The organism is Paenibacillus sp. JT22N12 (genome assembly GCF_056269365.1).
In genome coordinates, this window is record NZ_JBWDNU010000017.1 from 1 (window position 1) to 21,401 (window position 21,401).

Below are 21,401 nucleotides of genomic sequence, written 5' to 3' on the forward strand. Positions count from 1 at the left end.
TGGATAGTATTGATACTTTTGTCCTTTAATCGCCATAAAAATGCACCCCTTAGAATTCATCGGAATAACCAGGGGGTTTTTCCAATGTCTATTCTAAGGGGTGCACTTCAGTGTGGCCGTGGAGGTTTTTTTATTTTGCCGGACAGGGCTGGCAGCTGATATAAAACACTTTCAAAAAAGCGCTTTCTATACTATAATGATAATAAACAAACCAAAACGAACATTATAGGAGGAAATAAGTAATGAAAACGGAAATGGATATTCGCCATGCCTCACACCCGGACGATGTTAAAAGGTATGATACGGAAGCGCTGAGGAAGCATTTCCTCATTGAGAACTTATTTGAAGCCGGACATATTCATATGACTTATACCCATTATGACCGTTTGGTTATCGGGGGCGCGGTTCCCACGGAGCAGCCGCTTGCGCTCGAGGCCCCGCAAACGCTCAAGACCGAGTATTTCTTTGAGCGCCGCGAAGCGGGCTTCGTTAATCTTGGCGGACCCGCTGTCATCACCGTCGACGGGGAGAAGCACTCCCTGGCCCGGCTAGACGCTCTTTATGTAGGAAAAGGGACGAAAGAAGTTCTGCTTGCAAGCGAGAATGCCGCAGAACCGGCCAAGCTGTATTTCTGCTCCGCCAATGCCCACCATCAGCTGCCGGCAAGCAAAATGGCCATCGACAAGGCCAATCCCAATCATCTGGGTTCACTGGAAACATCGAATGAGCGTACGATCTATCAATTTATTCATGAAGGCGGCCTGCAGAGCTGCCAGCTGATGCTGGGCATTACGATTCTCAAGCCGGGCAGCATCTGGAACACCATGCCTGCGCATCTGCATGACCGGAGAATGGAAGCCTATCTGTATTTTGACCTGAACGCGGATGCCCGTGTGTTCCACATGATGGGGCAGGCGGAAGAGACGCGTCATATTGTGGTTGCCAATGAGCAGGGGGTTATTTCTCCGCCCTGGTCGATTCATTCTGGCGCAGGCACCTCGAACTATTCCTTCATCTGGGCGATGGCCGGGGAGAATTACACCTTTAAGGATATGGACATTGTGCAGATGAATACATTGAAGTAGGAGCCACTGGGAAGGAGCGTCAAATTCATGCTGGCCGCAACCAGACAACGAAAAATCATAGACGAGCTGCAGCAAAGCGGAGCGGTAAAAGTGGCCGAGCTCAGCGCATCGCTGCATGTCACGGAGAAGACGATCCGCGATGATCTGGAGAAGCTTGAAGCCAAAGGGCTGCTCAAGAGAACGCATGGAGGCGCCGTTCCGCTTGAGCCCAGCGAAGAGAACATCTATCCGCTGGTATATCCGAACAACAAGCTGGAGAAGGCCAAGGAATCCATTGCAGCTGCCGCGCTGAAGCAGATCGAGCCAGGCGACATCATCGCTCTGGATGGCGGCAGCACGACGCTGGCGATGGCCAGGCGGCTTGAGAACAAGCCGCTCACGGTCGTTACGAACGATGTCATGATTATCCGCGAGCTCGCGCTGCGCGACCAGATCAGGCTTGTCGTTCCAGGGGGATACCGGCAGCATAACCTGCTGCTGCATCCGGAATCGCTGGAGTGGGTGAGCAGGATGAATATTCATAAATTTTTCCTGTCCACGACTGGCATTCATGAGGAATACGGCTTCAGTGTGTTTACGCCGGAGCTGGCACCGATCAAGCGGATGTTCATCGAGGCTTCCAGACGGGTGATCTGCGTTGCCGACCACAGCAAATTCGACAAGGGGGCGCTGTTCACCTTCGCCGCCCTGACGGAAGTGGAACGGATTATTACGGATGACGGGCTGGATAGCTCCATAATGGGCAAATATCATGCTCTGCAGGTAAATATTGAGCAGGCAGACAGGAGTGGGAATGAGTGAGTACATTATTTGATTTGACCGGCAAATCCGCTATCGTCACCGGCGCATCCCGGGGAATTGGCAAAGCCATTGCAATGGCGCTGGCGGAAGCCGGGGCCGATGTGGCGCTTGTAACCAATCAGACCAATCCGGCCGATATTGTACAGGAAATTGCGGCATTGAACCGGAAATCCGTTGTCATCAAGGCAGATCTGTCCGACGAAAGCAGGCTGCCTGACGTCATAAACCAAACGATGGACGCCTTCGGCAAAATCGATATTCTGGTCAACAACTCCGGCATTATCCGGCGCACGCCGGCTGCCGATCATGCGGCTGCCGATTGGCATGATGTCATCAATGTGAATCTGAACGCGGTTTTCTTCCTCAGCCAGCTGGCCGGAAGGGAAATGATCCGGCAGGGTTCGGGAAAAATCATTAACATCGCCTCCATGCTCTCGTTCCAGGGAGGAATCAATGTACCGGGCTATACAGCCAGCAAGCACGCCGTCGCGGGTGTAACGAAGGCCTTAGCCAATGAATGGGCCTCCAAAGGCGTGCAGGTAAATGCCATTGCCCCTGGCTATATCGCCACGGACAACACGGAGCAGCTGCGCCAGGACCCTGACCGCAGCAGACAGATTCTGGAGCGTATCCCTGCGGGTCGATGGGGCCGCGCCGAGGATCTGAAGGGGCCGGTTGTGCTGCTTGCTTCTGCCGCATCGGACTATATGAACGGCCATGTGATGTGCGTGGACGGCGGCTGGATGAACCGCTGAGCCTCCGGCATACAGCTTAAGAGGCAGGAGAGCTGCGAGTCTCTCTCCCGTCGGTCAGACAAAAGGGTGTCCTCCGAAATGCCGGAGGACACCCTTTTGTCTTTGAGACAGCAGTTAAATTTCCCAAGACATTCATTCGAACCGGAATCGCCCAATAAGCGAAACGGCATGCAGGAGGGGCGGCTAATGCCCTTTTTTCCGCACCTGCTTGTCATGGTCCTCCGCCCACTCCTTCGCCTGCGCGGTGGCGATGGAAATCGCCCGGCCCTCTTCATAACCGTCCTTCAGCAGGGCATTGGCGATCTCGATCGCTTTCTCCCTCACGGGAGCCATGAAGTTTTTCAGGGAATCGGGGTAATCCTCTTTGGTCCAAGGCATAAGGGTTCCTCCTTCCGGTTTAGGCTTGTCTCTTTATTTAGCCCTTTTTGCTCGGCGATAAACAGGCAAGTCCGGCAAAAATCGATTATCGGGCAGCTTTAAGGTAAAATAATTATGGACATGTACAAATTAAAAAAGAAGGTGACGAGAATGGAATTCAGAACGGAAAAGGATTCGATGGGCGAGATTCAGGTTCCCGCGGACCGTTTATGGGGAGCGCAAACAGAGCGCAGCCTGAATAATTTCAAGATCGGTACGGAGAAAATGCCCGTTGAGCTGATAAGCGCTTTTGCCTATTTGAAGAAAGGAGCCGCACTCGTAAACAAGGAGCTTGGCAAGCTGGATGCAGCGAAGGCCTTGGCCATTTCGGATGCCGCCGACGAAATTATTGCCGGCAAATGGACTGGGGAATTTCCTCTGGCGGTCTGGCAGACCGGCAGCGGCACACAGTCGAACATGAACGTCAATGAGGTGATAGCGCGCCGGGCCGGACAGCTCCTGGCACAGCAGGATGCCGCTGGCGATGTGAAGATTCATCCTAATGACGATGTGAACCGTTCTCAGAGCTCCAACGACACTTTTCCGACGGCCATGCATCTTGCGGCGCTGATTACGGTGGAAGATACCGTGCTTCCCGCCATCGCCCGGCTCAAGGCAACCCTCCAAGCCAAAAGCGAGGCGTTCGCCGATGTGATCAAAATCGGGCGGACCCATCTTCAGGACGCGACGCCGCTGACGCTTGGCCAGGAAATAAGCGGTTGGGTGCGGATGCTGGAGAAAGGGGAGCGCAATGTCAGAACCAGCAGCGAGGAGCTTCGCGAGCTGGCGATTGGCGGAACTGCGGTTGGCACCGGTTTGAATGCGGACCCGCGGTTCGGGGAGCTTGCCGCTCTGGAACTCAGCCGTCTCACCGGCAAGAAATTCAAGAGCGCTCCGAACAAATTCCATGCCCTGACCAGCCATGACGAGCTGGTATTTGTGCATGGCGCATTCAAGGCGCTGGCCGCGGATCTGATGAAGATCGCCAATGACGTGCGCTGGCTCGCAAGCGGTCCCCGCTGCGGAATCGGCGAAATCAGCATTCCCGAGAATGAGCCGGGCAGCTCGATCATGCCGGGTAAAGTCAACCCTACCCAGGCCGAAGCCTTGACCATGGTGGTATGCCAGGTCATGGGCAATGACGCGGCGATCGGCTTTGCCGCCAGTCAGGGCAATTTTGAGCTGAACGTGTTCAAGCCTGTTATAATCCACAACTTCCTGCAGTCCGCACGGCTGCTCGCAGACGCGATCCGTTCCTTCGATGAGCACTGCGCTGTGGGAATCGAGGCCAACCGCGACGCCATCGCAAACAATCTGAACAAATCGCTTATGCTGGTCACAGCCCTTAACCCGCATATCGGTTACGAGAATGCGGCGACCATCGCCAAGTCTGCGCACAAAGAAGGGCTTACCCTGCGGGAAGCCGCTGTCCGCAGCGGTCTGATCACCGCCGAGAAGTTTGACGAGGTCGTCCGCGCTGAAGATATGATTTGATCATGGACCGGTTGATTAATGAAGGTAGAGCGCTTCTTTGAGGCTCTGCCTTTTTGAAGATATTCAGAAAGTAGAAGGGGTGTCTTGTCTTTTTCTGATCGTTTTGAGGAAGAGGCTAACTTTGCCTCCAGAGTACGGCGACAGACGGTTCTTCTTATTTTGCAGCTTCAGACAAGATGCTTGCTCTTTGGGAACAATTACAGGGACTGGCATCTGCAGGTTTCTTACATTCCTGCAAGCTTCGCGGCTTGATTGTAAGAAGAATCAATTCGCCGGATATGCGCATCGTAGTATCATAGGTGCATGGCGAATAAAGTCGCTCCGATGCAAGGAGGTGAGCCACCATCCATTTCGCGCTGGACAATTACTTACTGCCTGTTCGATATGCGCTGATCAGCTTCCCTGTACTGGCATTCTTCTTTACACTGCCTTTTCTGATTGTGCAATACAGGAGATACGGCTATATTAATAAAATCCGTCTGGTTGTCCTTTATTTGCTGCTTTTGTACATGCTGACCGCGTTGTACCTGGTTATTTTGCCGCTTCCGGCCAACCGGCATATCTGCTCCGGAGCAGCAGGTCCGGCAGCGTCGTTCGTTCCTTTTCAGTTCATCCGGGACATGCTGAGGGAGACGCAGGCTGTAGCCGGCATGCCGCTGAGCTATTGGAGGCTGGTTACGGAGCGGGCGTTTTTGGAGGCGGCTTTGAATATTGCGCTGCTTGTTCCATTTGGACTGTTTCTGCGGTATTATTTTCGCCGTCACGCTGCTGCTGCGCTGATTCTTTCTTTTACGCTGTCGCTTTTTTTCGAGATCACCCAGGTTACGGGCTTGTATGGCATCTACGATTGTCCTTACCGGCTTTTTGATGTGGATGACTTGATGCTGAATACGGCCGGCGGGATGCTCGGCTACAGCATTGCCCCGTTATTGACAAGATTTCTCCCGGATCTGTCCCGATTGGACGAAAATATCGATTTGGCGGCCAAGCAGGTGGGCTATATCCATCGATGGGTGGCGCTCCAGCTGGACGGGATTGTCCTGCTCCCGTTTCTGCTTGCATCTCTGCACAGCGGGAAGCCTGCGGTCACGATTTTGCTTCTGCTTGCTTACTATATAATGATGCCTTTCCTTACAGGAGGACGGACATTTGGCAAATGGATTGTCCGGATTCGGCTTCAAGGCAGAGGAGGCAGGCCGAGGCTGAGTGAATTGCTTGTCCGTTACGGTCTGCTGTATGCGCTGCTTGGCGGTATGAATGCGGTTATCATCAGCGGTGCCATAACGGACCAGGGATGGCTTCCGACGCTTCTGTACATAGGGGCTGCCGTTGTAGTTGATATTGTGCTGGCGATCCATGTCCTGTTGAAAATGTTCAGGGGCGACAAACAGCTTTTTTACGAGAAATGGAGCGGCACCCGCCATGTTATCATGACAAATGACGACAGCGTTTCCCGCGTAAAGGAATCCTGACAGCCGGTTATTTTGGACAATTTGGCTTTGCGTTCATGATCGTTTTCAAGTATCATGAATAGAAAAGACAAGCTACGCTAAAGGAGCCACATATGTATATGAATGCTAAAACAAATCATTGCAAAATCGTCGACTGTACCATTCGCGACGGCGGACTCGTTAATAACTGGGATTTCAGTGTCGAATTCGTTCAGCATCTGTATAACAGCTTGAATGAAGCGGGCGTTGATTATATGGAAGTTGGCTACAAAAACTCGCCCAAGCTGCTGAAAGGCGCGGAATCTGCGGGACCTTGGCGTTTTCTGGACGACGAATTCCTGCACAAGGTTATTCCACAGAAGCTGAACACGAAGCTGTCGGCGCTTGTCGATATCGGCCGCGTGGACGAGAACGATATTTTGCCTCGCGAGCAAAGCATGCTTGATCTGATCCGCGTCGCCTGCTACATCCAGGATGTAGAAAAGGCGCTTGAACTGGTGAATGTGTTCCACGAACGCGGTTATGAGACAACGATTAACATTATGGCCCTCTCCAATGTTATGGAGAACCAGCTGCTCGAAGCTTTTGAGCTGATTGAAGCCAGCGTAGTAGACGTGGTTTACGTGGTTGATTCCTACGGCAGCCTGGATCCGAATGATTTCAGTTACCTGATTGAGAAATTCCAAAAGCATCTGTTAAGCAAACGCCTTGGCGTGCATACGCATAACAATATGCAGCTGGCCTTTGCGAATACGCTGATCTCCGCCGAGAAGGGCGTCGAGCTGCTTGACGCATCCGTCTACGGAATGGGCCGCGCGGCGGGCAACTGCCCGACAGAGCTGTTGGTTGCCCACTTGAAAAACGTTAAATACAATGTGCGTCCGGTACTGGATATGATCGAGAATTATATGATCCCGCTTCGCGAGAAGGAAGAGTGGGGTTATATCATTCCTTACATGATTACCGGCATGCTGGATGAGCATCCGCGCTCGGCAATGGCTCTGCGGGATTCGGCCGACAAAGACAAAGCCGTGGATTTCTACGACAAGCTGACGACGCCGGAAGTTCTGCACAGCAAATAAGCAGATTCCCGACGTCCCGGAAGCATCAAGACCAGCGAGGGCTGTCCTGTCCGAATAGAGCGTATGTGGCAGCTCTGTTCGACGGGGCAGCCTTTTGCTGTAATGGGCGGTCTATAAATTGATGGACAGGGGGAGTAAAATGTCATTCGCCAAAATATCCACCCGCAAGATCTATGAGCAGATCGCCGATCAATTAAAGCAGTTTATTCTGGAGGGCGGATGGAAGAGCGGAGAGAAGCTCCCTTCCACGAAGGAGCTGTCGGAGCAATTCCAGGTGGGGCGCTCGACAATGCGGGAAGCGCTTAGCGCCCTCAGGGCGATGGGGCTCATTGATATCCGGCAGGGTGAGGGCTGTTACGTACGGACAGTGGAATCGGCCGATATCAAGATGCCAAGCTTTGATTCGCTGCTGCTGAGCAGGGAAGCGATTTTCGAGCTGATGGAGGCCCGTATTGCCCTGGAAGCGGGCAATGCGTCAATTGCCGCTAACCGCCGGACGGATGAGGATCTCGCCGCATTCCGGCAGCTGCTGCAATCGATGCAGGAGCATCTGGGCGACGAAGCATTAGGGGAAGCCGCCGATATCGAATTTCACCGGCTGCTGGCCAAAGCAACGCATAATTCGATTATGATGCGGCTGCTGGATACGATATCCTCGCAGATGGAAGCGGCCATCCGCGAAGCGCGGCGGATTCAGATCTATGGCAGCAGGCAGGTCTCCGTTCAGCTCTGGGAGGAGCATGAGGCCATCTACAAGGCCATGGAGGATCGCGATCCGGCAGGAGCGGAGAAAGGGATGCGCACGCATCTTACCCATGTCGAGCGGGTGCTCCGCGCATATTTGGGAGAAGATACGGCAGAGGGTCAAGAATGAAGGCAATTGGGAAGCTCAAAGAGGTTAACGGGCTTAATAATTTGCCCTTTATTTTTATCCACATGTCTGATAAGCTGATATTAGAAAATAAAACGCATACAACGAGAGGGGACTCGTCTACAGATGAAAGTATCCTTATTCATAACCTGTCTTGCCGACACGCTATACCCGGAAGTGGGGGAAAGCGTCGTTCGTGTGCTCAGCGATTACGGCTGCGAGGTTGATTTTCCCGAAGCCCAGCTGTGCTGCGGCCAGCCGGCCTTCAACAGCGGATATCAGGATGAAGCGCGCGAGGTCGCACGAGGATTGATCCGGGCATTCGAGCACAGCGACTACGTGGTTTCTCCGTCTGGCTCCTGCACCGGAATGGTGCATCATTATTATCCGTACCTGTTCGAGAACGAACCGGAGTGGAAGGCGAAGGCGGCTGCTCTCGTGGAGAAGACCTATGAATTCTCGCAGTTCCTTGTCAGCGTGCTGGGCGTAACCGATGTCGGCGCTTCGTTCCCGCATACGGTCACTTACCACCCGTCCTGTCATGCCATGCGATTGCTCGGCGTAAGCGAGGAACCGCTTCAACTTATCGGCGCCGTTAAGGATATCGCCTTTACCGAGCTTCCGCGCAAGCAGGATTGCTGCGGGTTCGGCGGTACCTTCGCGGTCAAGATGGCCGACATGTCGGAGGCGATGGTGTGCGATAAAGCCGCCTGCGTATCCCAGACCGGCGCAGAGGTGCTGGTGGGTACGGATATGGGCTGCCTGATGAACATCGGAGGCCGGCTGAACAAGGAAGGCAAGCCTGTGCGGGTCATGCATCTGGCGCAGCTGCTGGACGAAGGGAGACGCGCATAATGAGTCGGACAACGGATCAATTGACTGAGGATCGGGAAAAGCCGCAATCACCTACCACCCCCGGCAAGGGGCATCATGAGCATGTGCTGTCGCCAATCGGCTCCGAGCTGAAGAAGCGGACACGCGCAGCGCTCAAGGATGATTTTTTGCGCAAAGCCGTGGCCTTCACAACCGATAAGCTCCGCAACGGACGGCTGGGCGCCGCTGATGTATTAGGAGATTGGGAAGCATGGAGGGAACGCGGACGCGCTATCCGCGAGCATACGATTTCGCACCTGGATTATTATCTGGGCCAGTTCTCCGACAATGTCGTGAAGAACGGCGGCAACGTGTATTTCTGCAAGACCGGCGATGAGGCTGTCAGCACCTTCATGGATATTGCCAAGAGCCGTAATGCCAAGCTCGTTGCCAAAGGGAAATCGATGGTATCGGAAGAAATGCATTTGAATCACGCTCTTGAGGATGAAGGTATCGAAGCGATTGAGACGGATCTTGGCGAATATATATTGCAGCTGGCGAAAGAAACGCCTTCCCATCTGATTATTCCCGCCATTCATAAGAACAAACAGCAGATCGCCAATCTGTTCGAGGCGGATTCCGGACATCCCTTCGAGCCGGAAACGAAGATTTTGGCCCAATATGCCAAGAAGAAGCTGCGCAATTACTTCCTTGAGGCGGATATTGGCCTTACAGGCTGCAACTTCGGCGTAGCGGAGACAGGCTCGATCTCGCTCGTTTCCAATGAAGGGAACGGACGGATGGTTACGACGATCCCGAAGGTGCATGTCGTGGTGATGGGGATGGAGCGTCTGGTGCCGAACTTCGAGGATCTTGAGGTGGTGCTCAACCTGCTGGCGCGCAGTGCGACCGGGCAGAAGCTGACCGCATATACGTCGATTCTGACGGGCAAGAAAGGACCGCAGGACCTGGACGGCCCTGAGGAGCTGCATGTTATTATTCTGGACAATGGCCGCTCGGGCCAGCTGGGCGATCCCATCTTCCAGGATGTGCTGAACTGCATCCGCTGCGCAGCCTGCCTGAATGTATGTCCGGTCTACCGCAACGTCGGCGGACATACGTACGGGTCCGTTTACAGCGGCCCGATCGGCGCCGTTCTGACGCCGCTCCTGCAGCAGGATATGAAGGAAGCGGGAACTCTCGCCTATGCATCTAGCCTTTGCGGCGCTTGTTACGAAGCATGCCCGGTGAAGATTCCGCTGCATGACATGCTGGTGCACCTCCGTCACCGCAAGGTGAAGATGAAGCTGACCGGACTGCCGGAGCGTGTGGCCTTCAAAGCATACGAAACGATGTTCGGCAATGTCACGCTTTTCAAGCTGGCGACCAAAGCCGGCTATTATCTGCAGAAGCCGCTTGTCCGCAATGGCTTCATCAAGAGCGGGCCGCCGCCGCTGTCTGGCTGGACCCAGTCACGCTTCATGCCGATGCTGCCCAAGCAGAAATTCCGCGACAAATGGGCCGCGCTGCAGGCTGAGCTTGCCGCCAAAGCCAAGGCTGACTTGCAAAGCGGCAAAGCACCGGTGAAGGCGGATGCTGCAGGAGCCCAAGCAAGAGCTGAAGCGATTCAGCAGAAAAACCGCAAAGGAGGCGGTAGCCATGGCGCCAACTAATGGTATAATGCATGGTAAAGAAGAGTTTATGAAGCGGATCGCCAATAATCTCGGGCGCAAGAGCCCGATGAGTACGCCGCCTGTGAAGCCGATCCGCGGCGTGCCCGATCACTATCGGGCAGTCGAGCTGACGGCGGAAGAGCGCCTGGATGCATTTATCGCCAACTGGACGGCGCTGAGCGGCAAGGTTCTGCTCGTAGACGAAGAGGATGCACCGCATACCATCGGCCAGTATTTGCTGCAGGTTTGCCAGGATCATGATATTACCCGCACCGTGCGCTGGAATCATGACGGCCTGAATGCCCTTGGACTGGATGAGACGCTGCGCGGAGGGGGCATTGAATCCCTGATCTGGCGCGAAGGCGGCGAAGCTGATGTGAAGCCGCGCGACCTGCCGACCGGGCCCGACGGCAACTGGGCAAAGCGCAGCGGACTGCTGCAGGCAGCCGAGCAAAGCCGCCTCGGGATTGTCTGGCCGGACAGCGTGATCGCCAATACCGGCACGCTCGCCTTGTTCAGCGAAGGCGGCAAAGGCCGTTCGGTCAGCCTGCTGACAGAGGTTCTGTTCGCGGTCTTCCGGGCAGACCAGATCGTGACCCGCATGGGAGATGCGTTCCAGCTCTTCCGTGCGCTTCATCCGGACGCGGCGGCGATGCCATCTTCCCTGAATCTGATCACGGGACCAAGCCGGAGCGCCGATATCGAGAACGATTTGACCATTGGCATACACGGGCCGGGCAGCGTGTACGCGATTATCATTCAATAAAGAGGAGCGATTATTATGTCCAATCATGAACAATTGAAGCGCATTACCGATCGTATTCAGTCGCGTCAGGAGCCGCAGAAGCTTTCCCCCGCATCGGTGTGGGACCCGGCGCTGAGCGCTGAGATCGAGAGCCTGGATTTCACCACCCCCACAGCCCATGCGGCCGTGGACAAGGCGATGATTGCGCTGAAGGCGGGCCTTCATTTGTGCAATGACAGTTTGGACGAGTCGCATTCCTATTCGCAGGAAATAGAAGATGACAGTACGGGCAGTTACTGGCATGGCATCATGCACCGGATGGAAGGCGATTATTCGAATGCCAGCTACTGGTTTCACCGCGCCGGGGCACATTTGTCGCAGGCGAATATACAGGTCAGGGTAAGCGATTATTTGCGGACCGACGTTGATCTGGAGAAGCTGCCGCAAGGGGCCGTGCGTGAGGCATTGAAGGCAATCAGGGACGCGCAGGTCTGGCGGGCACAGGTGCTGACCGATGCCATCGCAGCCCAGGAGCGCGGCAGGGAGCAGGAAGAGACGCGAAAGGTGCTGGAAATGATTCAGCGGATTGAGCTCTCAGAGCTGCTTGCTTTCACTGTGACAGCTGCAACCAAATAATAACCTCTCTCCTTAACCAGACGCAAAAGCCTTGGCTCACCCCGCATAAAGGGTTGGAGCCAAGGCTTTTCTTAAATGATGTGTAAGAAGAAAGTATAAAATGTGCCTTATCTTTTATTTTTGAGAAAGAAACTAACTTTGCCTCCATAGGACGGCGAAGTTAGTTCTTCTTAAATATGAAATAAATCTGCCTTAGTTTGCTGCTTTTTCTGAGGGAAGAAAGCTTCTGCCCCCGCAGAGGGACTTGCGACAGCCGTTTCTTCATTCCTGCAGGATTATTCCGTACGAACGTTGTGCGCTTTGGCTGCGTCTCCGGATACGGCCGGTGCGGATTCACGGCGGCGTCTATTGAACGGCCACCAGTTGGCTTCGCCGACGAGATTAGCCAGAGCCGGCACCACAAGCCCCATGAAGACGGTGGAATAAAGCACCAGACCGATCACGATGCCTGCCCCGATCTGCAGCAGCGTATTCACGCCGGAGAGCATCAGCGCGGCGAAGGTGCCACCCATAATGACCGCTGCGGAAATAATGACTCCCCCGGTCGTGGACATGGCCCGGGACACCGCATAAGCTATTCCGCCGGGGCGGTATTCTTCCTTGAAGCGCGCCATCAGGAAGATGCTGTAATCGACTCCGAGCGCAACGATGATGAGGAAGATAAAGAACGAAGCGCTCCAGGACAAGCCCGTCTGCCCGAGCAGCCGGACAAAGATGAATTCAACGAGGCCCATCGTGACGAAATAGTTGAAGCCCAGCGAGAGCAGCACATAAAGCGGCGCAAGGAAGGAGCGGAGCTGAATCATCAGCAGGATGAAAATGCCGAGCAGGACAAGCGTTCCTGTACGCGTGAAATCATTTTGCGAAATGCCCTTCAGCTCCTCGATCTGCGCAGAGGTGCCGCTTACCCGTATTTGCGGGTCGGCGATGGCGCTTTTAGCCAGACTCTGCCGCAAGGTATCACGCAGACTATCCACGGTAACAAGCGCTTCCTCCGAGTAAGGATTAACCGAGAGGATCACGTCTACCTTCGTCGTCCTGCCGTCTTCGGACATGTAATATTCGAGCGCCTGCTGCAGTTCGGGACTGTCCAGCGCTTCCTTGGGCAAATTCCAGCCCGGAATCTGGCTGCCGCCGATCACCGTCTGGGCATCCTTGACCTGCGTCAATCCCGTTGAGATGTCGGAAAGTCCCTTGGCGCCGTCATTCAGACCGCTGGTTAGCTCGCTTAAGCCGCCCTTCAGCCTGGCGGCGCCATCGGCCGCCTGCGATTGTCCCTCTGCCAGCTGCCCAAGTCCGCCGGAGACGCCTGCGACACCGGGGTTCAATTGGCTGAAGCCCTGCTGGATGGCTGAGGCTCCCTTGGTCAAATTCTTCAAGCCTCCGCTCAATCCCTGCTGCTTGCCGAGCAGCGCCTTCACATTGGCATCCTCTGCAAGCTCGGGATGCGCTTTAAGCAGCTTTTGAAGATCCCCGCTCATGGAATCGGCAAGCTTGGCGCTCTGCGATAACCCTCCAGCCACCTGATCGGAGCCCTTGGCTGTATCCCTCAAGCCGCCATAGATTTGGTCCAGCCCTTCCTTGGCTTTGGTTGTCTGGGCCGCCATCGTTCGAAGTCCGCTCGCCAGCTTGCCGATATCGCCCTGACCGTTTGTAATGGAGCCGCTTGCGCTCGTTAAGCCATCCGCAATCTTATCGACCCCGTTCTTCATCTCATCCAGCGCTTCTGTAGCCTGGGTCAGCTGATTGGGTACGGTTAAGTCGGCGAGCTGCTCGCCGAGCGGCCGGATGGCGCTGCGCACCTCTTGAACACCCTCCAGCTGAGATAGGCTTGCGCTCGCGGTTTCAATCGCAGCCAGCGCTTCCGGCGTCCGCATGGAACCGGAAGAGGTAAGCGCGATCGACACCGGGAATACCTCTCCGGAGCCGAATGCGTGCTCAACCTGGCGGAAGCCCTGCACCGAGCTGTGGCTGGGGTCGATCTCGGCGATATCGTCGAAGGAGCGTTTGCCCTCGAACAACAGCGTAACCGGCGCAAGCACAATAACCGTGACGAGCAGTACGGCTACCGGCCTCCGCGCGGCAAGGGAAGCCATTGCGGTCCACAGTCTGGATTCGCCATGCCCCTGACCGCTCTTTACTTTCGATGGCCAGAACGTGGCGCTGCCGAAGATCATCAGCAGCGCGGGGGTCAAAGTGAGGCCCGCGATCAGGGTTACGGCTACCCCGATGGATACGCCCACTGCGGACTGATACAGTCCGAACTGGGCGAAGCCGATCAGGAAGAAGGCGACGAATACCGTGCTGGCGGAGAAAGCCACCGTTCTGCCAACGCTCTTCATGGTGCGCACCAGCGCTTCGACTTTTTCCCCGTCGCGGCTGAGCTCCTCGCGGAACCGCTGGATGAGAAGGATGCAATAATCCGTTCCGGCTCCAAAAAGCACAGCAATAAGGAAGGATTCCGTGAAGGAGGAGACAGGCATTCCGTAATCGGTTGCCAGTGCCACCAGGCCGCGTGTGATTACAAGCGACATGCCGATGGTCAGCAGCGGAATAAATGGGGTCACGGGCGAGCGGAAGACGATGAACAGGATAATGAGCACCAGTCCTACGGTAAGAAGCTCTGTCTTCTTCAAGCCTTCCTCCGAGCTTTTCTGAAAGTCCTTGGCGATAGGAGCGCTGCCTGTCAGAGAAACCTGGCTTCCGGCAGGCGCGCCCTGCACTTTCCCGTTCAGCTTGTCTACGGCTTCCTGGGTGATTGTATCGTTCTCGACCCGGTCGAAGCCGACGATAAACATCTCTGTGGTTCCGTCTTTGCTGCGGAATTTAGTGGCGAGTTCAGGGGTATCGTAAGCGGACTGAACCGACTTGAACCCTTCCTTTCCGCTTAATTCGCGAAGCTCGGCGGCTTTCTTCTCGAGCCAGGCCTGATCGTCCTTGGTCAGGCCCGTTTCCCGTGAATAAACGACAATGGCGCTGGACTTCGTCGTTGATTCCGGAGCAATCTGTTCCAGCATTTGTTTGGCCACTACCGATTCGGAGTCCGCCGGTATGAATTTCTGTTCGGTCTTGCGCACGATCGACTGCAGGTCTGGCAGTCCGAGCATGGCGACCACCGTTATGACCAGCCAAGCGATCAATACGATCCACTTCGCACGGGCCAGACCGCGGACAAAGCGTTCTGTCATGTTAGTTCCTCCCCATCTGTCTCACATTCAGTCTTATTCACAAATTCACGATCCATATGAATAGTTATAGCCGATATTAAAAATAAAATCAATAATATTGTACTTACGGTCATAATTTTATTATGTGAAATTTCTTTGATAATAATAGGGTTTGTCTTTGTTTTAATAATAGATATCAGGAAAAAAGATGAATAAATGAACCGAAGGTCATAAATGTTTACGCTATCAAGTCAAGTATGGTAAACTAAGGCTAGCATGTTGCTATCCAGAACACGAAGCGAGGAGAACCAGCTGACATGAATCGGGAACTAAAAAAGGAACAAACGCGAATACGGATACAGGATGCTGCATATTCGCTGTTTTCCGAGCAGGGCTACGAACATACGACCATAGAGCAGGTTGCCAGGCTCGCAGGTGTCGCCAAGGGTACGTTCTTTAATTATTTTGCCTCCAAGGAGGATCTTATACATGAGCTGCAGGGTGTATTCGTCATGACGGAAATCGCGAAGCTGAAAGCGAAGCCAGGTCCGCTTATACCTCGCCTGAGAATGCTGATCTTTCAGATGGTCCAGCAATTCCCCCTTAATAAATCGTTGACGAGGGCGATGTTTCAAGCGGATTTGGCGGGAGGAGCCGCGCTAGTCAAGCACAACTGCATGGTGGAGGAAATGCTTGAGGTCATTGTTCCGACGATTGTTCTCGGTCAGGAAAGCGGGGAGCTGCGCCAGGATATGCCTGCCGCAATGATGGGGCGGCTTGCGCTGCAGACGTATTTTGGAACACTGGTCATGTGGTCCATGTCCGACGACGATGAGCCGATTGACGAGCAGATGGCGCTCACCTTCGATTTGTTTTTCAAAGGAATTGCAGGATAATTTCCTCCGACAGCAAAAGCCCCGCCGGTTTATGATTCATGCCGGCGGGGCCTTTTGCTGCCAATATAGGCTTGCATCTTATTTTTCTTCAGGGTGCTTATTATTCAAAGGATGAGGGAATGACGGTAAGGGGCACCTTTTCAAATAACGGACTGACCGATTCGCTCCGGTGAATACGGCCAATGGCTTCGCCAAACAGAGGCGCGACGGAGACAATTTTGATTTTGCTGGAGCAAGCCAGATTCGGATTCTCAACCGAGTCCGTTCCGATAACAAATTCGATCGGGCTTTCTTCCAGCTTGCGGACAGCCGCCTCGGTGAAGGCAAGATGGGAAAGACAGGCGACGATGCGGGTGGCTCCCTTGATTTTCAGCCATTTGGCGAGCTCAATTAAAGTGCCTCCCGACAAGGAGAAGTCGTCCACGATCAAAGCGGTCTTGCCTTGAACATCCCCGATAATCTCCATCATTTCGGCTGCTTCATTATGATCATGTCTCGTCTTGTCGCCGATTGCGATCGAAGTGCCAAGATTATTGGCAAATTTCCTGGCCTGCTTGGCAAAGCCGGCATCGGGAGAGACAACGACCATATCCTGCAGCTTCATCTGCTTCACAGCTTCGCACAGAACCGGCAGGGCGAACAGATGATCCACCGGCTTTTTGAAAAAGCCCTGAATCTGGTGGCTGTGCAGATCCATGGCCACCACCCGGTCGGCCCCGGCAAGCTCTATGGATTCCGCGCATACTCTTGCTCTTATCGATACCCTCGGCTCATCCTTCTTGTCGCCCTTGGCATAGCTGAAATAGGGCATGATCACCGTCACGGAATTGGCGCTGGCGCGTTTGAACGCATCGATCCAGAACAAAATTTCCACAAATTCGTCATTCGGCTTTACACCGATGGATTGCACCAGATAGACATCCTTATCCCTGACGGTTTCACCAATTCGGACAAACGTGTTGCCATCGGAGAAGGTCAGCGCTTCGGAATGACCAAGCTCTACCCCTATATAGCGGCACATTTTTTGGGCAAAGGCTTGTCCTGAGCTGCCGGCAAATATTTTTATTTCATTGTGATTCATAAGATTCCTCCGGGGTTTTAGGATATGAATGAAAAGGCTGTCGATGATGTAAGGGAAACAATCAGTTCAGGCGGCGGCGCTGCTGTCAAAAACCGGGAAGAACGCCGTCACCGCGAATGGCCGCCGCATGATGCTTCGTATTGGGATGAAGGTATCCGACGGCCTTGAAGGCCCGCCCTCCCAGGGTGACGCCGCTTAAATCCACACGAATATCCTCACTCTGCTCAAATTCGCGCAGTAGAGAGGTTTGGGTTATGCCATCGAGATCAATATACCACAGCCGGAATCCGGCTTCCGTGACAATAACAAGCTGTGCGGAGGTAAATACGAGTCTGGTTGATGCGCCATTGCGCGCAATAGTAAGTTCCGCCAGCATATAAGTCTCCAAGATGCTGCCTCCTTAAACCCTTATGATTCTTTTAGATGGCCTTTACCTTTTCTTTCAGAAGAAAAAGCAGGCCATGAACCTGGCCTTTACCTTTTCTTTCAGAAGAAAAGTCAGGCCATAAACCTGGCCTTTACCTTTTCTTTCAGAAGAAAAGTCAGGCCATAAACCTGGCCTTTACCTTTTCTTCTTATACTACAGGATAAATGTCGAAAAAAATACGTTTGTTTCGATATTTATACGCTCATTCCATAAATCATGGACTTAAAATTTTCACACTCCTGCTATCTTTGCAACAATTCCCAATCTGGAAACGTCGATTAGTTCAAAGCCATCCATAAATATACAGAGGTTGGTTTTCGAGGAAGTTTATCCAGTTGACAAGGGGGAAGTTGGGATGCCGAAGAAAACAGAGAATGCAGCTTTATCTGCAATGAGATTACTGGGGGTAGTTGGTCTCTTCATTGGAGTACTGGTGCTCGGCGCCGCCTGTTCGTCCAATGAGAGCGACAGCAGCCGGAATGACAGTATGAACACGGCTTCATCAGCTGATCATTCGCAGGAGGGGAAGGAGGCTGCAGCCGGAAATGCGACAACGGACAGCATGTCCGAGCCGGCGGCGGGCGACCGCGCTGTGAGTTCTTCCGAGGAGCATTCAGACAGCAGCAGGCCGTTTGAAGAACCGGATCGGCGCCAGACACCCGAGCCCCAGGCGGGCATGCTGACCGCGGGCGAATGGAATGATCTTGACCGCTGGAGCGAGTGGGAGGAGCTTCTGGACACCTCTGAAGGCGCGGATAACCGCAGATACTGGTCTTTTTTTCAATTTGAACGATTGCAGGTAAAGGTAACCGGCGATGGCCGTCCGGTCCCGGATGCGGAAGTCGCCGTGATAGGCCATAACGGGCAATCCGTCTGGGAAGCCCGGACCGATGCGAACGGCACAACGTCCCTATTTGCCGATTTATTCGAGCAGCAGGGAAATCGGGACAATTATCTGGTTGAAGTGAAGGCAGGGGGCCAAACGAAGCGTTTTGAAAATGTGGATATTCCACGGAGCCGGAACAGCGCCCTTGAAATCAAGCTGGATCAGGGTGTGCCGGTCTCGAATGCGCTTGATCTGATGCTGGTTGTGGATACAACCGGTTCAATGGGCGATGAGCTGAATTATTTGAAAACCGAGCTGAAGGATGTCGTTCAGCAGGTCGAGGACGATAACGGGCAGCAGCTCGGAATAAGGGTCAGCACGAACTTTTACCGTGATGAAGGCGACGATTATGTCGTGAAGCCCTACCCGTTCACCGAGGATGTCGAGAAGGCCGTAAAGCAAATTTCGGAGCAGCGGGCAAATGGCGGCGGGGATTTTCCGGAAGCGGTGGACCAGGCGCTGGACAGCTCCATTAATGACCATGAGTGGAGCGAAGAGGCGCGGGCAAGGCTGCTGTTTCTAGTACTGGATGCGCCTCCTCATCACGACAGCTCCATTGTGAAGCGAATGCAGAAATTGGCCCAGGAGGCGGCAAGCCAAGGCATCCGGATCATACCCATTGCCTCCAGCGGCGTTGACGTGAACACGGAATATTTGATGCGTTTCATGGCCGTATCCACAGGAGGGACGTATATTTTTCTTACAGACCACAGCGGAATCGGGGGCGATCATCTGGAGCCGGCAGTGGGGGAGTATGAAGTCAAAGCGCTGAATAATCTGTTGGTGGACGTGATTAACCGATATTGTGAATCGGGTCAAAACAGCGGCAGCGAATGAAATAAGCATCCTCGATTGTAGTCGTTTGTTTCATGAAATGAGCAGCTGGAGGCGTATCGCCGATACAACGGACCGTGTAAACCTGTTCCTCTGTACTCACCTGGAGAATGACGTCAGGATCAAGCTTGCTGTATGCGTTATGATCAAGCTGCCCCTCCCAGACCGATAAGGGCAGGCCGCTGTGCCAGTCCCCGATTGAGCCGTAATAGCGGATCCGCCCGTTATCCAGCCAGATCACCTGGTCTGCCCACGCCTCCCATTCATTAAGCTCATGCGTGGAGACGATAATCGTCTGGTTGCGGGCATGCGAGGCCATAAAACGGATGAACCGCAGCCTTTCCAGAGAATCAAGCGCATTGAGCGGCTCATCCAGAAAAATATAGGCAGGTGATCCAATCCACGCTTGTGCAAGTGCAATCCGCTGCCGGATGCCTTGTGCAAGCGTTTTGATTTTGCGGGTCTTATAGGGCGCGATATGAAAAGCATTCATCAAATAATCCAGATGAAGCTCGTCCGCGCCTCCCTTGAGCTCTGCCAGATAATGCAGCAGCCTGGCGGCTTTCATCTCCTCGTAAAGCTCAATCCCGGTAGGCACAAATCCGATCATGGACCTTATAACGGGCAAATCCCGTTCAGCGGTCAGCCCGTCGTAGCGGATTTCACCGGCAGCAGGGAACTGGGCGGTAGCCAGCAGCTTCAGCAAAGAGGATTTCCCTGCGCCGTTGCGGCCGACCAGCAGCGTAATGCCAGGCTTAACGGCCAATCTGGGAATCCGCAGCTGGAAATCCGCACCGGCCGCGCGCCAGATGACTTGCTGGAGCTCCAGCATCTTGATTCCTCCTTTGATAAAGTAGAGTTCTCTGAGCAAATGAGCAGCTTCCGGCCGTCAATTCGGGAGCAGCCTCGTGCCGAAGCTGCGGCGATATGCAAGCACCAGCAGCAGCAGACCGGCAGCAAGCACAATCGCATGAAGGGCAACAAAGTGGTGGCTGAGCGTCTGATCGATTATGGGCATTGCACGCTGCTGGGCGCCATTCCATCCTGCCCAGAGGATAAACGAGCATGCGAATGCGGCCTTGAATCCTTTCCACATCAGCACATAAGCGGCTGCACCGCTGAGCAGCAGAAGAAGCGACAGCCATTGCAGCATGAAGGGCAGCATCGGAAAAGATGCTACATGAACATTCATGTAGATGGATCCGGCAATTCCAAAAATCAGATTGAGGCCGATGACAATCATCGTTCTTACCACAAGCAGCAGTGCCGGCGGATAAGGCGTGATGCTCTCGATCATCCGCATTTCCTTATTCCAGGAACGGAAGCTGTAGGCAAGAGAAGCCAGCAGAAGTGCGGGAAGGGCCAGTGTAAACATGCTTCCGGTCTTTTCCAGAGAGACATCATCGTGTGTGGGCAGAAGCCACAGCAGCATCACGAATACGACGAAGCTTGAGCCCCAGTAAACGCGGGAGTAGGAAGACAGCTGGGAACGCAGCAGCCGCAGCAGAGACGGTCGTTTGACAATGGGTTTCCCGCTGTGCGAGAAACGGGCATTCTCATAAGACTCCCGCAATTCATTGAAGGCGGGCTGCAGAGTCCGGATGAGCATGGCTGTATCATGGGACGAAATCGTGTTCGTCATGATTTGGGAAAGCGGCATCCGCATTTCTTCTTCCATCTGCTTTAATTCATCATCTTTTGGTGCGTTCATACCGTTGGCCTCCTTCATCGCTTTCTTCCCTGCCGGTCCGCCCTTGACCCAGCCGGGCCTTTAATTTCCGTAATCCGCTGTACAAATGAGTTTTGACTGAACCGAGCGGCAGACTGACAATATCGGCGATATCCTGCAGCTTCAAGTCCTGATAGAAACGCAGGGTGATAATCTCACGCTGCACCTCCGGGAGCGTCTGAAGCGAATGAAGCACTTCTTTTCTGGTCTCCTGGCGCTCCGCCAGTTCCACCACGGAAGGACTTGAATCACGCTGCTCGGGAGGATCGGCAAAGGGAAATTGATCGGTTTTGAATTGGGAGCTTTTCCAGTAATCGCGGCACATATTGAGAGCTACCCGGTAGAGCCAGGCCTGGACATTGTCCGGCGGTTTTTTAAGCTGAAGCTGCTTGATCAGCTTGAGAAAGGTTTCCTGTGCAAAGTCTTCCGCACGTTCCGCGTCACGAAGCTGCCGCTGCAAAAAACCGGATAACGGAGCATGATACCGATGCACAAGCGCTTCGAAGCTTGCCTGATTGCCAGTCAACATGCCCTGAAGCAATTCCTCATCCGTCATGA

The 21,401-nt window shown here is 53.9% G+C and carries 20 protein-coding genes; 13 read left to right on the top strand and 7 right to left on the bottom strand.

The window, feature by feature from the left end:
- Positions 1-254: 254 nt before the first annotated feature.
- From kduI to kduD, 3 genes are read left to right on the top strand one after another with little or no spacing between them, the layout of a single operon-like run.
- Positions 255-1,085 (top strand): 5-dehydro-4-deoxy-D-glucuronate isomerase, encoded by an 831-nt coding sequence (kduI, locus tag AC0YOA_RS33900; protein WP_210045600.1) that lies wholly within the window; start codon positions 255-257, stop codon positions 1,083-1,085.
- Positions 1,086-1,112: 27 nt separating this feature from the next.
- On the top strand, positions 1,113-1,886 hold the full coding sequence (locus tag AC0YOA_RS33905; RefSeq protein ID WP_475790338.1) for a DeoR/GlpR family DNA-binding transcription regulator: 774 nt from the start codon (positions 1,113-1,115) through the stop codon (positions 1,884-1,886).
- A complete protein-coding gene (gene kduD / locus AC0YOA_RS33910; protein WP_475790339.1) occupies positions 1,883-2,641 on the top strand; it encodes a 2-dehydro-3-deoxy-D-gluconate 5-dehydrogenase KduD in 759 nt (252 codons plus the stop codon). The genes AC0YOA_RS33905 and kduD overlap by 4 nt, the downstream gene beginning before the upstream one ends.
- Before the next feature lie 183 nt (positions 2,642-2,824).
- On the opposite strand, the gene AC0YOA_RS33915 is transcribed toward kduD, so the two are convergent.
- Entirely contained in the window at positions 2,825-3,019 is a 195-nt protein-coding gene (locus AC0YOA_RS33915; protein WP_210045552.1) for a DUF2188 domain-containing protein, read from the bottom strand.
- A gap of 150 nt (positions 3,020-3,169) precedes the next feature.
- On the opposite strand from AC0YOA_RS33915, the gene fumC reads away from it, so the two are divergent.
- The 8 genes from fumC to AC0YOA_RS33955 all read left to right on the top strand — a co-directional run bounded on the left by fumC (position 3,170) and on the right by AC0YOA_RS33955 (position 11,823).
- On the top strand, positions 3,170-4,552 hold the full coding sequence (fumC, locus tag AC0YOA_RS33920; protein WP_475790340.1) for a class II fumarate hydratase: 1,383 nt from the start codon (positions 3,170-3,172) through the stop codon (positions 4,550-4,552).
- A gap of 494 nt (positions 4,553-5,046) precedes the next feature.
- Positions 5,047-6,024, top strand: a complete 978-nt coding sequence (locus tag AC0YOA_RS33925; RefSeq protein WP_475790341.1) for a VanZ family protein — start codon at positions 5,047-5,049, stop codon at positions 6,022-6,024.
- A 98-nt stretch (positions 6,025-6,122) separates the two neighbouring features.
- The gene (locus AC0YOA_RS33930; protein WP_475790342.1) at positions 6,123-7,085 is read left to right on the top strand and encodes an aldolase catalytic domain-containing protein; all 963 of its coding nucleotides are present in this window, start codon (positions 6,123-6,125) and stop codon (positions 7,083-7,085) included.
- A gap of 139 nt (positions 7,086-7,224) precedes the next feature.
- On the top strand, positions 7,225-7,959 hold the full coding sequence (locus AC0YOA_RS33935) for a FadR/GntR family transcriptional regulator (RefSeq protein ID WP_475790343.1): 735 nt from the start codon (positions 7,225-7,227) through the stop codon (positions 7,957-7,959).
- Between the two features lie 123 nt (positions 7,960-8,082).
- Complete coding sequence (locus AC0YOA_RS33940) at positions 8,083-8,811, top strand: (Fe-S)-binding protein (RefSeq protein ID WP_210045556.1); 729 nt, start codon at positions 8,083-8,085, stop codon at positions 8,809-8,811.
- On the top strand, positions 8,811-10,442 hold the full coding sequence (locus AC0YOA_RS33945; protein ID WP_475790344.1) for a LutB/LldF family L-lactate oxidation iron-sulfur protein: 1,632 nt from the start codon (positions 8,811-8,813) through the stop codon (positions 10,440-10,442). The genes AC0YOA_RS33940 and AC0YOA_RS33945 overlap by 1 nt, the downstream gene beginning before the upstream one ends.
- Positions 10,429-11,208 carry a LutC/YkgG family protein gene (locus AC0YOA_RS33950; RefSeq protein ID WP_475790345.1) on the top strand — a complete coding sequence of 260 codons (780 nt, stop codon included), beginning with the start codon at positions 10,429-10,431 and terminating at the stop codon, positions 11,206-11,208. The genes AC0YOA_RS33945 and AC0YOA_RS33950 overlap by 14 nt, the downstream gene beginning before the upstream one ends.
- A gap of 15 nt (positions 11,209-11,223) precedes the next feature.
- Positions 11,224-11,823, top strand: a complete 600-nt coding sequence (locus tag AC0YOA_RS33955; RefSeq protein WP_475790346.1) for a hypothetical protein — start codon at positions 11,224-11,226, stop codon at positions 11,821-11,823.
- A gap of 275 nt (positions 11,824-12,098) precedes the next feature.
- Here the strand turns inward: AC0YOA_RS33955 and AC0YOA_RS33960 are convergent, their stop codons facing one another.
- Entirely contained in the window at positions 12,099-15,011 is a 2,913-nt protein-coding gene (locus tag AC0YOA_RS33960) for an MMPL family transporter (protein WP_475790347.1), read from the bottom strand.
- 296 nt (positions 15,012-15,307) lie between these two features.
- On the opposite strand from AC0YOA_RS33960, the gene AC0YOA_RS33965 reads away from it, so the two are divergent.
- Positions 15,308-15,886 carry a TetR/AcrR family transcriptional regulator gene (locus AC0YOA_RS33965; RefSeq protein WP_210045560.1) on the top strand — a complete coding sequence of 193 codons (579 nt, stop codon included), beginning with the start codon at positions 15,308-15,310 and terminating at the stop codon, positions 15,884-15,886.
- Positions 15,887-15,986: 100 nt separating this feature from the next.
- Here AC0YOA_RS33965 and AC0YOA_RS33970 read toward each other — a convergent pair whose 3' ends face one another.
- Both AC0YOA_RS33970 and AC0YOA_RS33975 read right to left on the bottom strand, forming a co-directional pair.
- The gene (locus tag AC0YOA_RS33970; protein WP_210045561.1) at positions 15,987-16,967 is read right to left on the bottom strand and encodes a ribose-phosphate diphosphokinase; all 981 of its coding nucleotides are present in this window, start codon (positions 16,965-16,967) and stop codon (positions 15,987-15,989) included.
- 85 nt (positions 16,968-17,052) lie between these two features.
- A complete protein-coding gene (locus AC0YOA_RS33975; protein ID WP_475790348.1) occupies positions 17,053-17,355 on the bottom strand; it encodes a hypothetical protein in 303 nt (100 codons plus the stop codon).
- 394 nt (positions 17,356-17,749) lie between these two features.
- On the opposite strand from AC0YOA_RS33975, the gene AC0YOA_RS33980 reads away from it, so the two are divergent.
- On the top strand, positions 17,750-19,117 hold the full coding sequence (locus AC0YOA_RS33980; protein WP_475790349.1) for a VWA domain-containing protein: 1,368 nt from the start codon (positions 17,750-17,752) through the stop codon (positions 19,115-19,117).
- On the opposite strand, the gene AC0YOA_RS33985 is transcribed toward AC0YOA_RS33980, so the two are convergent.
- The 3 genes from AC0YOA_RS33985 to AC0YOA_RS33995 are packed head-to-tail and all read right to left on the bottom strand — an operon-like array spanning position 19,074 to position 21,399.
- The gene (locus AC0YOA_RS33985; protein ID WP_475790350.1) at positions 19,074-19,946 is read right to left on the bottom strand and encodes an ATP-binding cassette domain-containing protein; all 873 of its coding nucleotides are present in this window, start codon (positions 19,944-19,946) and stop codon (positions 19,074-19,076) included. The genes AC0YOA_RS33980 and AC0YOA_RS33985 overlap by 44 nt on opposite strands.
- A 57-nt stretch (positions 19,947-20,003) precedes the next feature.
- Positions 20,004-20,825, bottom strand: a complete 822-nt coding sequence (locus AC0YOA_RS33990; RefSeq protein WP_475790351.1) for a hypothetical protein — start codon at positions 20,823-20,825, stop codon at positions 20,004-20,006.
- Positions 20,806-21,399 (bottom strand): RNA polymerase sigma factor, encoded by a 594-nt coding sequence (locus AC0YOA_RS33995; RefSeq protein ID WP_475790352.1) that lies wholly within the window; start codon positions 21,397-21,399, stop codon positions 20,806-20,808. Before AC0YOA_RS33995 ends, AC0YOA_RS33990 begins: the two co-directional genes overlap by 20 nt.
- Positions 21,400-21,401 lie beyond the last annotated feature (2 nt).